Annotated in this window: 8 protein-coding genes and 5 tRNA genes; 3 read left to right on the top strand and 10 right to left on the bottom strand. The window is 49.3% G+C overall.

The window, feature by feature from the left end:
- Positions 1 to 28 precede the first annotated feature (28 nt).
- A tRNA-Asp gene (locus tag C0081_RS09065) sits at positions 29 to 105 on the bottom strand.
- Between the two features lie 49 nt (positions 106 to 154).
- Positions 155 to 231: transfer RNA gene (locus tag C0081_RS09060), tRNA-Asp, on the bottom strand.
- Positions 232 to 640: 409 nt separating this feature from the next.
- On the opposite strand from C0081_RS09060, the gene C0081_RS09050 reads away from it, so the two are divergent.
- The 3 genes from C0081_RS09050 (at position 641) to C0081_RS09040 (ending at position 1,663) form a co-directional block, all read left to right on the top strand.
- A tRNA-Val gene (locus C0081_RS09050) sits at positions 641 to 717 on the top strand.
- A gap of 117 nt (positions 718 to 834) precedes the next feature.
- Positions 835 to 911, top strand: a tRNA-Val gene (locus C0081_RS09045).
- Positions 912 to 1,189: 278 nt separating this feature from the next.
- A complete protein-coding gene (locus C0081_RS09040) occupies positions 1,190 to 1,663 on the top strand; it encodes a hypothetical protein (RefSeq protein WP_101533478.1) in 474 nt (157 codons plus the stop codon).
- On the opposite strand, the gene C0081_RS09035 is transcribed toward C0081_RS09040, so the two are convergent.
- The 8 genes from C0081_RS09035 to C0081_RS09000 all read right to left on the bottom strand — a co-directional run bounded on the left by C0081_RS09035 (position 1,623) and on the right by C0081_RS09000 (position 11,870).
- Positions 1,623 to 2,132, bottom strand: a complete 510-nt coding sequence (locus C0081_RS09035; RefSeq protein ID WP_101533477.1) for a hypothetical protein — start codon at positions 2,130 to 2,132, stop codon at positions 1,623 to 1,625. The two genes, C0081_RS09040 and C0081_RS09035, sit on opposite strands and share 41 nt — an antisense overlap.
- Before the next feature lie 116 nt (positions 2,133 to 2,248).
- On the bottom strand, positions 2,249 to 2,551 hold the full coding sequence (locus tag C0081_RS09030; RefSeq protein WP_280952864.1) for an HU family DNA-binding protein: 303 nt from the start codon (positions 2,549 to 2,551) through the stop codon (positions 2,249 to 2,251).
- Positions 2,552 to 2,874: 323 nt separating this feature from the next.
- Positions 2,875 to 5,301 carry an endopeptidase La gene (gene lon, locus C0081_RS09025; RefSeq protein WP_101533737.1) on the bottom strand — a complete coding sequence of 809 codons (2,427 nt, stop codon included), beginning with the start codon at positions 5,299 to 5,301 and terminating at the stop codon, positions 2,875 to 2,877.
- Between the two features lie 406 nt (positions 5,302 to 5,707).
- Entirely contained in the window at positions 5,708 to 6,976 is a 1,269-nt protein-coding gene (gene clpX, locus C0081_RS09020) for an ATP-dependent Clp protease ATP-binding subunit ClpX (protein WP_101533475.1), read from the bottom strand.
- A 261-nt stretch (positions 6,977 to 7,237) separates the two neighbouring features.
- A complete protein-coding gene (locus C0081_RS09015) occupies positions 7,238 to 7,891 on the bottom strand; it encodes an ATP-dependent Clp protease proteolytic subunit (RefSeq protein WP_101533474.1) in 654 nt (217 codons plus the stop codon).
- A gap of 512 nt (positions 7,892 to 8,403) precedes the next feature.
- Positions 8,404 to 9,753, bottom strand: a complete 1,350-nt coding sequence (tig, locus tag C0081_RS09010; protein WP_101533473.1) for a trigger factor — start codon at positions 9,751 to 9,753, stop codon at positions 8,404 to 8,406.
- A 193-nt stretch (positions 9,754 to 9,946) separates the two neighbouring features.
- A tRNA-Leu gene (locus tag C0081_RS09005) sits at positions 9,947 to 10,031 on the bottom strand.
- Between the two features lie 207 nt (positions 10,032 to 10,238).
- Entirely contained in the window at positions 10,239 to 11,870 is a 1,632-nt protein-coding gene (locus tag C0081_RS09000) for an NAD(P)H-hydrate dehydratase (protein WP_245417901.1), read from the bottom strand.
- Between the last annotated feature and the right edge of the window lie 147 nt (positions 11,871 to 12,017).

Raw genomic sequence — 12,017 nt, 5'->3', positions numbered from 1 at the left:
ATAAGTCAGGAAAGCCATTTGAAGAAAATGGCGAGAATGACGAGACTCGAACTCGCGACCTTCGGCGTGACAGGCCGACGCTCTAACCAACTGAGCTACATCCCCGCATTTCGCGGTCTTACATCATTGCTGATATAAGATTGCTAGGTTTGGGTGGCGAGAGTGACGAGACTCGAACTCGCGACCTTCGGCGTGACAGGCCGACGCTCTAACCAACTGAGCTACACCCCCAAAACCCGAACCACACTGCGTGACACCAAAGCGTCATGTTCGTGTGGAGTGGCGCTGAAATACGACGCGGGAGAGGGTAAGTCAAGCACCGTTCAAATTCTTTTTGTGCAAACTTCACAGGCAGTCCCCAGATCAGTCAAAGATCGGCTGAAGATCGGGCTTTATGGGCCCAATTTTTCTTGTGAGAAAGATAGACGCAATTTTCAACAAATGGACCCAGCCGCCAGATAATCCCATGCAAGTCGGTGATATTTATTTGAATCCACTCATCCATGCCCTGCATTTGATCAGCAAACGTGATTCACCAAATGCCGCCGCGATTGATTTCCCCAGAGAATGGACGACACTGTCATTTTTTTGTTGCATGCCCGCCACCCAGCCTCTAAAAGCAGCACACGCAACGGCGTTAGGGTGATTAGCTCAGCTGGTTAGAGCACCTCGTTTACACCGAGGGGGTCGGGAGTTCGAATCTCTCATCACCCACCATTCTCCGAAGCTTTTGCAAAGCAAAAGTGAGACCAATGTTTCCAAAACATCGGATCTCGCAGCGACAGGTGTATTTCCTACGGAAATCACCGAAAGCATGGCACATTTTGTTGCTATGGGTGATTAGCTCAGCTGGTTAGAGCACCTCGTTTACACCGAGGGGGTCGGGAGTTCGAATCTCTCATCACCCACCATTTTTTTCCCTGCAAAAAATGGAAAATCTTTCTCCATACTCTTGAATTCTCAGCGACAGGTGTATTTCTGCAAGAAATCACCGAGAGCAAACACATCAAACTGTCAATGACAGCTGTATTTTTCGCATTTCGAAAAATCACCGTGAGCAATAACTTGTGACTTGTAAATTCTCCATATCAGATCCGGCCAAGCAGTCGACGGACCGCAGAAATTCCGGTTGTAGAAAGGTGTGTTTTTCTACCTTGAATAAATCACTTTCAATGTCTAAGAAATATATATGTCATATCACAGCTACCACACTCCGCTTTTGTTGAATGAAAATGAGCAAATTGTCTTAGCTGTCGATGGTAGGATTCTGCCAAGCTTATCTGATGTGATATTTATTTTATGCTTTGATCCCCAACAGCTTTTGTTACCCCTACTGATACTTCACCGCATTTTCCGGTCAATTACATATGTCATCACAACTGAGCGAATTATCGCAGTTGAGCCGGACGGCAAGATTGACGAAATCTGGCTGGAGAAGATTGTCAGAATGAAGGGCACAAAAACATCATTGATGGTCCATTGCCTTGAAACGAAATTGTGGTTATCGCGATTGCCAGACGCTTGGTTTTTTGAGAGTGTCGTCTGGAAAGTCATCGACAAAGTCGGTCATTCCGCCCACAATGGCCACCAAGGCCCCAAAACAGTCCTTTGCCCCCCGACCATCAAGCCACATGATGCCTTAGGGACATCAAAAACGCTTTGACGCGCTTTTCTGCGCCACTTATCTGATACTGTTCAAGCAGCTCTTGGGTCCAGCCATCGGGGGGTGAAAGCTCGTGCGCGAACTGATCGTACAGGTCGCATTCCTCGGCTGTTAAAGGCAGTGCGCTGGCCGTGAGCAACAGGGCAATCTGTTCATGCACGCGCCGCATCACCACAAAAGCGTCCGTCATCTCAGCCAGTAGTGCCGGCTCATCGCGCCAGGAGCGACCACCAAACACCTCTTGCGTCACCTTCTGCCCTGCTCCCTGACAATCAAACGACATACAGCCGCTGTATCCCAACTCTTCTCTTTTGTCATAGGATTTGCACCGGTTGTTCGCGCCCAGTTGCGGACAAACAATACCGTTGGGTTTGTCGATGGGAAATGAATCCGAAACGTCAAATGCCAGTGCAAAGCAGCATAGTGCAGCACAGCGCTCGCAATCAGCCTGTAAAAGTGAAGCGTCCATAATGTGATCCCCTTAAAATAGGCCAACAAGCCAACGCGGCCATTATACACAAAGACCCCCGGTTCCAAAGAAACGGAGGTCTGATTTCGCAATACCTAAAAAGGATTTTGAAAAGCCTAGCTGTTAACAGCGTCTTTGAGGCCTTTACCAGCTTTAAACTTAGGTGTTTTGGACGCTGGAATCTGGATCGTTGCGCCAGTGCGAGGGTTACGACCTTCAGTCGCAGCGCGCTCGGTGACAGAAAAGTTGCCAAAACCAATGATCCGGACTTCATCGCCACCCTTCAGGGTGTCGGAAACAATTTCAAACAATGCATCTACAGCATCGCCAGCCTGTGCTTTTGTCAAATCAGATTTTTCAGCAACAGCAGAGATCAGTTCATTCTTGTTCATTTTATATTTCCTTCTCAGTTTAATCACGAAGCCTTTGGCGTACCGTGATCCTCCACCATTAAGAATCAACACACCTTGGGAAAATACCAGACGCGAGTGCCGACAATCTTGCGAATTGGGTTAGAAATCAAGTGATAAATTCGCAGAAATCAGCCATTTCGAGCGGTTTAAACAGGAAATAGTGCAAGAACAATGAAAAAAGGCCCTTCACCGATTGGAAGGGCCTTTTTGTTGATTTGTATAAGCGACCACTAATGCATATTTTTTGCAAATAAAGCACTGGCGAATCTGGTTATCACGACACACGAATACATCGTCAAACGGAGGTCTTCATGTAAAAAGACGTCCCGTTAATGCTGCAAAGTATGAGCCTCATCCGCATCCGTATCGAGTTTGGGTTCAGGCATTTTGCTTTCGTCCCACTCAATCGGCTCCGGCAATTCGACAAGCGCATGTTTTAGCACTTCGCCAACATTTGAAACCGGAATGATATCCATTTCATTCTTCACATTGTCCGGAATATCAGCCAAATCCTTGGCATTTTCTTCCGGAATGAGAACGGTTTTGATGCCACCACGCAGCGCCGCAAGCAGTTTTTCTTTCAGCCCGCCGATAGGAAGAACACGGCCACGCAAGGTGATCTCGCCAGTCATGGCAATATCCTTACGAACAGCGATGCCCGTCATGATCGAAACGATGGCTGTCGCCATGGCAATACCGGCAGACGGCCCATCCTTTGGCGTAGCGCCTTCAGGCACATGCACATGGATGTCCCTTTTGTCGAACAACGGAGGCTCGATACCGAAATCAACAGCACGGGACCGGACATAAGAGGCAGCTGCAGAAATGGATTCTTTCATCACATCACGCAGGTTACCAGTCACGGTCATCTTGCCCTTACCCGGCATCATGACACCTTCAATGGTCAGCAACTCACCGCCCACTTCGGTCCAAGCCAAGCCCGTGACAACACCAACCTGATCTTCAGAATCGATCTCGCCATAACGGAACCGCGTTACACCAAGATAGTCCTGAATATTAGCGGTTGTTACGTCGATCCGATCCAGCTTTTTCATAATCAGATCTTTGGTCACTTTACGCGCCAGTTTCATCAGCTCACGTTCAAGGTTACGAACCCCGGCTTCACGGGTGTAAAGCTGCACAATCATGCGCAAAGCATCATCATCCAAGCTGAATTCTTTTTCCTTGAGCGCATGATCTTCCATGGCTTTTGGAATCAGATGGCGTCTTGCGATTTCAACTTTTTCGTCTTCGGTGTAACCGGCAATGCGGATCACTTCCATACGGTCCATCAAAGGCGCAGGAATATTGAGCGTATTGGCCGTGGTGATGAACATCACGTTCGACAGATCATATTCCACTTCCAAATAGTGATCCATGAAAGCGTGGTTCTGTTCCGGATCCAAAACCTCCAGCAACGCAGAAGAGGGATCGCCACGGAAATCCATGCCCATTTTGTCGATCTCGTCGAGCAAGAACAGAGGATTTGCCTTTTTGGCTTTCTTCATGGACTGAACCACTTTGCCGGGCATGGAACCGATGTAGGTACGACGGTGACCACGAATTTCGGCCTCGTCACGCACACCACCCAATGCCATACGCACAAATTCACGACCCGTGGCCCGTGCGATGGATTTACCAAGCGATGTTTTACCAACACCCGGAGGGCCAACCAGACAAAGAATAGGACCTTTGAGCTTGTTGGTGCGCTTCTGCACGGCCAGATATTCGACAATACGTTCTTTGACTTTTTCCAAGCCATAGTGATCCGTATCAAGAATCTCCTCGGCCTTGTCCAGATCGACTTTCACACGAGACTTTTTGCCCCAAGGAATGCCAATCAGCCAGTCAAGATAGTTGCGCACAACAGTAGCTTCGGCAGACATAGGACTCATCTGCTTGAGCTTTTTCATCTCAGCATCGGCCTTTTCGCGCGCTTCTTTGGACAGTTTCGTGCCCTCGATAGCTTTTTCCAGCTCGCGAATTTCGTCAGCACCTTCTTCAGAATCACCCAGTTCTTTCTGAATGGCCTTCATCTGCTCATTCAGATAATACTCACGCTGGGTTTTCTCCATCTGGCGCTTCACACGACCACGAATGCGTTTTTCGACCTGAAGAACGGAAATTTCGCTCTCCATCAGCCCCAGAACCTGCTCGAGCCGCTCCGTCACGCTGACGATGGCTAGAATGTCCTGCTTTTCTTGAATTTTGATCGCCAGATGAGACGCAACGGTATCGGCAAGTTTGGAGTAATCATCAATTTGGGCAACCGCCCCGATCACCTCAGGTGAAACCTTTTTATTCAGCTTCACGTAATTTTCAAACTCGTTAGAAACAGAGCGCGCCAAAGCTTCGATTTCGACTTCGTCGCCTTCATCTTCATGCATAACGGTCGCTGTGGCTTCAAACAGATCGTCCCGCGTGGTGAAATCACCAAGCTTGGCGCGATCCATGCCTTCCACCAATACTTTTACGGTGCCATCAGGCAGCTTGAGCAGCTGCAACACAGTGGCCAACGTACCAATATTGTAAATGTCCTCGGGGGAAGGATCATCGTCGCCAGCATTCTTTTGGGTTGCCAACAGAATCATTTTGTCGGATTGCATCACTTCTTCAAGCGCGCGAATTGACTTCTCGCGGCCAACAAAAAGCGGCACAATCATATGAGGAAAGACAACAATGTCTCTCAGTGGCAAGACCGGATAAGTATCCGAAGCCTTGGGCGGGGCCTCATTGATATTGAGTTCTTCGGTCATGCTTTCTACCTTTCTTGGCTCTTTGGCCCTTCCCTTGGAGACAGGGCACACAATGCGGCCATTGGCCCGCAATTTTGCAAGCACCCTCCCCTTCGCTCATTAACGAGCCGTCAGGGAACAGTCGGTCACCTGCAGATAAAAGGGTGAGACTCAAACACAGCCTCTCCACGTTATCACTTAGTTGGGGCTTTGTGAGCGGCTTTTCAAGCCACTCCACAATCCAATGTCATCTTTGTGAATAAAGCTTCTTTTCGGACAAAGAACTCACAAAATCACACAAAAATTAGATTTTACAGAGAGTTACAATGAAGCGCACGACCAACTCGATCACACAGGCAGATGCTAGACAAAAAAAGAGGCGACCATGTGGCCGCCTTTTTAATCGTGCAAAAATCAGAACGCACATTTAAGCCGACGTTGATTCCGCTTCAGACTGAATGTCACCATAAATATAAAGCGGTCGGGCATCGCCATTAATAACATCGCCAGAAATGACCACTTCTTCTACGCCTTCAAGGCTCGGCAGTTCGTACATCGTATCCAGAAGAATGCCTTCCAAGATAGACCGCAAACCGCGGGCGCCTGTTTTGCGCTTGATCGCCTTTTTGGCAACAGCACGCAGCGCTTCTTCGTGGAATGTGAGGCGAACGCCCTCCATCTCGAACAAGGCTTGATACTGTTTTACAATCGCATTCTTTGGCTGGGACAGGATGGAGATGAGAGCATCTTCATCCAGATCTTCCAACGTCGCCAAAACAGGAAGACGGCCAACAAATTCGGGAATAAGCCCGAACTTCAGCAGATCTTCTGGTTCCAACTCCTTGAACAACTCACCAGTCCCGCGCTCATCAGGGTCTTCCACCTTGGCAGAAAAGCCAATCGAGGTGTCGTTGCCACGCGCAGAAATGATTTTATCCAGACCAGCAAAAGCACCGCCACAAATAAACAGGATATTGGAGGTATCCACCTGCAGGAATTCCTGCTGAGGATGCTTTCGCCCGCCTTGTGGAGGAACCGACGCAACGGTGCCTTCCATAATTTTCAACAACGCCTGCTGCACGCCCTCACCCGATACATCGCGTGTGATAGAGGGATTGTCAGATTTGCGAGAAATCTTGTCGATCTCATCGATATAAACAATTCCGCGCTGGGCCTGCTCAACATTATAGTCGGCAGATTGCAACAACTTGAGAATGATATTCTCGACATCTTCACCGACATAACCGGCTTCAGTCAGAGTTGTCGCGTCTGCCATTGTGAATGGCACATCAAGAATACGTGCCAATGTCTGAGCAAGGAAAGTTTTACCGCAACCGGTCGGTCCAATCAGCATAATGTTGGATTTGGCCAGTTCGATTTCATCGCTTTTCTTGCCGTGCGACAGGCGCTTATAGTGATTGTGTACAGCAACTGAAAGAACGCGTTTGGCGCGGCCTTGCCCAATAACATAATCGTCCAGCACGTCACAGATTTCCTGCGGTGTGGGAATGCCATCCTTGGACTTGACCATCGAAGATTTATTTTCTTCGCGGATGATGTCCATGCACAATTCAACGCATTCATCACAAATGAATACAGTTGGACCTGCGATCAGCTTGCGCACTTCATGCTGGCTTTTGCCACAGAAGGAGCAGTACAGCGTGTTTTTGTTGTCTCCACCACCGGCCTTGCTCATGTAGGTGCCTCTTCTTTCGTTACCATCGGACAAAACGAACAAATTGTCCGAGTGTCTAGTTTATGTCGCTGGGCATTCTCTGCAAGCAATATAAACCTATCACGCTGCGACCAAATGCATAATTTTGCCAAATTCTACACTCAGTCAGCAGTTTTATGAAAGCATGTACCCCAAAACATCAAAATAGGCTTAACAACAGCACTATCGGGATACGCGACCCATCGAGTCTTATAAAAGGACCGACGGGATTTTTAAAAGGACCTAGTCCTTGCTTTTTTCACCGTCGGCGTCGCTATCCGCAGCCAAAGACGACCGATTCTCGACAACTTTGTCAACAAGGCCCCAGTCTTTGGATTCTTCCGCAGTCATGAAGTGATCGCGATCCAGCGTCTTCTCTACGGTCTCATAGTCCTGACCGCAATGTTTGACATACACTTCATTGAGGCGACGCTTCATTTTCATAATGTCTTCAGCGTGGCGCTGAATGTCTGACGCCTGCCCCTGAAAACCGCCAGAAGGCTGATGCACCATAATGCGAGCATTCGGCAGTGCAAAGCGCATGTCTTTCTCGCCAGCACACAACAGCAAAGAGCCCATGGAAGCAGCCTGCCCCATGCAGAGTGTCGCAACGGGAGGTTTGATGAACTGCATGGTGTCATAAATTGACATACCGGCCGTCACAACGCCACCAGGAGAGTTGATATAGAGCGAGATTTCTTTTTTAGGATTGTCGGCTTCCAAAAACAGCAACTGCGCACAAACCAGTGCGGCCATATGGTCTTCCACCGGACCAGTGATGAAAATAATCCGCTCTTTCAAAAGGCGTGAATAGATGTCGTACGCACGTTCACCGCGGTTGGACTGTTCCACAACCATTGGAACCAGATTCATTGCAAGATCGAGTGGATCCTTCATTGCACTTTCCTTATCAAGACCAATCGGGCAATCGGCGTCTTATCCATCGCACCGTTCGCCACCCTATCACTGACCAACTTCCCCTCAGGTACAAAGACCCTTCAACAAAAGCCAATCGCTTATCTAACGTTAGACCATTTCATTTATTCTCCAACGAGCACAAATGAAAGGGTCCAACCGAACCGTTACCCATTGAACCAATTCCACTCAACGGGGGTCAAAGCACCAGCAACTCGCACAATACGAATCACACTGACGCAACAACCGATCCTGTCATAACACTGTGAGAGTGAATAATTTACTGACGACAATTCACAAGGACGACATCATCCTAGCAAAAACGGGTTCGCAGAACCTACCAACACAAGATAGGGAGTGACCAGCCAGTTTCAACCAACAAAGTGAATGGAATGGAAATACGCCAATCCCTCGACAAGCAGAACAGCCCAAACAACAAAACGCCCACCGAAACCGGCGGGCGCTTTTTTAAATCACGATAAAGAAGAAGAAACTTATTCTTCGTCGTCAGAAGCCAGTTTTTCCAGCTCTTCTTTGGTCACTGTTTTATCTTCTACTTTGACCAGCTCGAGCAGGTAATCAACGACTTTTTCTTCAAAGATTGGCGCACGAATGGAAGCCAAGGCTTCAGCATTCTGCGTGTAATATTCAAAGACCTGACGTTCTTGACCAGGGAACTGCTGTGCACGGGTCATAATGCCGCGCTGCACTTCTTCATCAGTCACCTGAATTTCGTTTTTCTCACCGATCTGAGAAAGAACCAGTCCAAGGCGAACACGACGTTCTGCAATGGTTTTATATTCTTCCTGCGCTTTTTCTTCGGTGGTATCTTCGTCTTCGAAGGTCTTACTCGCTTCATTCATTTCAGCGGTGACCTGCTTCCAGATATTGCTGAATTCTTGTTCCAGCAGTGTTGGCGGCACTTCAAACTTGTGCAACTCGTCCATTTTGTCGAGCAGCTGACGTTTGACGCGCTGACGGGTTAGGCCGCCATACTGGGAAACGATCTGGTCTTTGACAACTTCTTTGAGCTTATCAAGAGATTCAAGGCCAAGCTTGGTTGCAAATTCATCATCCAAAGTAAGCTCACCCGGAGCCTGAATTTCTTTTACAACAATATCAAATTCAGCGTCTTTGCCAGCCAGTGCTTCTGCACCATAATCAGCAGGGAAAGTCACTTTAACAACAGTTTCGTCGCCAGCTTTGGTGCCGATCAACTGTTCTTCAAAACCGGGAATGAACTGACCAGAACCGAGCACCAACTGAGCATTTTCGTCAGCACCACCTTCAAAAGGCTCGCCATCGATCTTACCCAAATAGGACATCGAAATGCGATCACCATCTTCAGCTTTGCCATCTTTTGCCTCAAAAGGACGAGAGCTTTCGGCGATCTGGCTCAAACGTTCGTCAACTTCGCTGTCTTCAACTTCGACAACTGGACGTTCGATTTCGATACCGGAAACATCAGCAACTTCGATAGCAGGAAGCACTTCATAAATGATATCGAACTCGAGGTCCGCTTTACCATCCATGATTTTGTTAGCTTCAGCTTCGTCTTCAGTCAGCTTATACTGTGGCTGCATAGCGGATTTTTCCGCACGCTCTTCCAGAGTGGTACGAGTTGTCTCGCCGATCAGTTCCTGAACGATTTCACCCATCAGGGCTTTACCGTGAACTTTGCGGACATGAGCTGCCGGCACCTTACCTGGGCGGAAGCCATTGATATTGATCTGACCTTTGATCTCATCAATTTTAGCAACCAGACGGCTTTCGAGGTCAGAAGCAGGAACCACGACTTTGAGTTCGCGTTTCAGACCTTCGGACAGGGTTTCAGTAACCTGCATATCAATCTGCCTTCGTTCTTTAAATTCATTACTGTTTGGGGTGCTCAAGACCACGCTAATTAACGTCAATCCAATGCACCCAATGTCGTTTCGTCATACTGTCATCAAACAGCGACTATGAAACAAAGACAGGCCGCCAAGGCAGCCTATCCTCCCTTCTTTTTCCCGAGCTTGCCCTGGAAAAAGAAGCAATTGGTACGGGTGGAGGGACTTGAACCCCCACGACTTTCGCCACCAGAACCTAAATCTGGCGTGTCTACCAATTCCACCACACCCGCACGTCACAGCGCTGTTCGCGCCAGTAGATCGAGCGGAGCCTCTATAACACCCGATCCGAAAAGCGCAAAGAAAAATTCACATTAAGAGCGATATTCCCCAATCTCTCTTGGGGGTATCCGGAAATTTGGGTCCAAAATCGCTATTTCCCTTAAAAAATGAACAATCGGGCACCCCAGTAAAATTTCACAAAACTGAGCCTCAATGCATCAATCGTCGCCGCCAGTCCAGTCAGACGCATGAAATCCTCCCGACAAATACCCCGCCACATCCATATAAAGCGACGGCAACAGCTCCGGTAGATCCTCAGCGATGAGCCCCGGACCAAAAGACCGACCAGCGCGGGAGTGCAACCAAACCCCGGCGCAGCAAGCATCCAGAGCCGAAACCCCTTGTGCCATCAAACCGGCAATTATACCAACCAACACATCACCGCTGCCGGCGGTTGCCAAATACGGCACACCATCTGAATGCACGACCGCACGCCCATCCGGTGTCGCGATCACGGTATCAGCCCCCTTCAAAACCAGCACAGCACCGCTGCGCTGGGCGGCGGTTATCGCACAATCAAGCTTTGAAAGCCGTTTTTCCTCGCGAACACGATGCGAAAGATCAGGAAAGAGCCGCGCAAACTCACCCTCATGCGGTGTCAGCACAAGGCGCTCAGAACGCGCAGCGGGGCTCTCACGCAGCAAACTGAGGTCCGCCTCCCCTGATTCGATTCCGTCTACCAAACAGGAAAGCGCGTCAGCATCCAGCAACAGCGCCACATCACGCTCCAGCGCATCATACACCAAGGCCCTTCGATCCTGAGTCTTTCCCAACGCAGGCCCGGCAACAAGCACATCATAAGTGCGCTTGGCCAAAACAGTTCCCAGCGAAGCAACATCTTGCACCGGCTCGACCATCACTGCAGTAACATGAGCCGCAACCAGACTAGCAGCATCACAAGGAGGAGCCAGCGTTACAAGACCAGCACCGGCACGCAAAGCCGACCGCGCAGCCAGACGTGCGGCGCCACTATGGGTCGCATCACCACAAAGCACCAGACAATGACCGCGATGAAATTTATGGTCTGCCAAACGCAGTGGGTCGATATCGGCAATCGGCTTGAGAGCTTCGGGCCAGCTATCAATCCACAGAACCGGTTGATTTTCGACAGCAATATGCCCCGTATCGTCAAGAACCTGCTCTTCAATACCAATATCGACACAAAAGATATCACCGCAAAATGCCTTACCCGGATACAGCAAATGCGCCGGTTTTTTGCGAAAAAAAGTAACTGTCTGATCTGCTTTGACACAAGCTCCGCCAGCAAGACCGCTCGTCCCGTCGACGCCACTGGGCAAATCCACAGACAACACAGGCAAGCCACTGAGATTCAATTCATCGATGAGATCTGCAAGTTCTCCGGATATCGGACGCGACAATCCCGCCCCGAACAAAGCATCAATCACCAAATCTGCATCTTGCCAAAGCCGAGGCGACAGAGAAAAAATTTCATCGCCCCAGTCTTCTGCTGCCAATAGAGCGTCGCCGGTCAGGTCATCGATTCCGACCGAACAGCCCAAGATGACGCTCCACCCCTCTTCTTCGAGTAACTGGGCAGCAACAAAGCCGTCCCCACCATTGTTGCCCGGTCCACAAAGAATACACACCATACCGGACGCGCCAGACCCTGTTCTGCGCTCCAAAAGATCAACAGCTGCATTTGCGACCGCCTGACCAGCCGACTGCATCAATTGATATCCCAGCACACCACTATCAATCGTTAGCTGGTCGGCCTGCGCCATTTGCGCTGGCGTCAAAATTTCGACCAGCATTTCTTTGGGTTCAGACATTGAGCACGCCCTCGCATTCACGCTGCAACAAAACCCGCTTCCGTTGCCAGCCAACATCGACAGACTAGCCCCGCCTCTTGCCTTGCACAATCATCTATAAACTTGAATGCACCTGTCCTTGCAAAACACACCTCGGACGACACACTT

Origin of the sequence: Cohaesibacter celericrescens (assembly GCF_002866925.1) — a bacterium.
Lineage (GTDB): Bacteria > Pseudomonadota > Alphaproteobacteria > Rhizobiales > Cohaesibacteraceae > Cohaesibacter > Cohaesibacter celericrescens.
This window is presented reverse-complemented; position numbering and strand designations above follow the sequence as displayed.

Coding starts and splice junctions, on each gene's coding strand:
- C0081_RS09000 (WP_245417901.1), bottom strand. CDS start 11,870: ATGTCTGAACCCAAAGAAATGCTGGTCGAAATTTTGACGCCAGCGCAA.
- C0081_RS09035 (WP_101533477.1), bottom strand. CDS start 2,132: ATGGACGCTTCACTTTTACAGGCTGATTGCGAGCGCTGTGCTGCACTA.
- clpX (WP_101533475.1), bottom strand. CDS start 6,976: ATGAGCAAGGCCGGTGGTGGAGACAACAAAAACACGCTGTACTGCTCC.
- C0081_RS09015 (WP_101533474.1), bottom strand. CDS start 7,891: ATGAAGGATCCACTCGATCTTGCAATGAATCTGGTTCCAATGGTTGTG.
- tig (WP_101533473.1), bottom strand. CDS start 9,753: ATGCAGGTTACTGAAACCCTGTCCGAAGGTCTGAAACGCGAACTCAAA.
- lon (WP_101533737.1), bottom strand. CDS start 5,301: ATGACCGAAGAACTCAATATCAATGAGGCCCCGCCCAAGGCTTCGGAT.
- C0081_RS09040 (WP_101533478.1), top strand. CDS start 1,190: ATGTCATATCACAGCTACCACACTCCGCTTTTGTTGAATGAAAATGAG.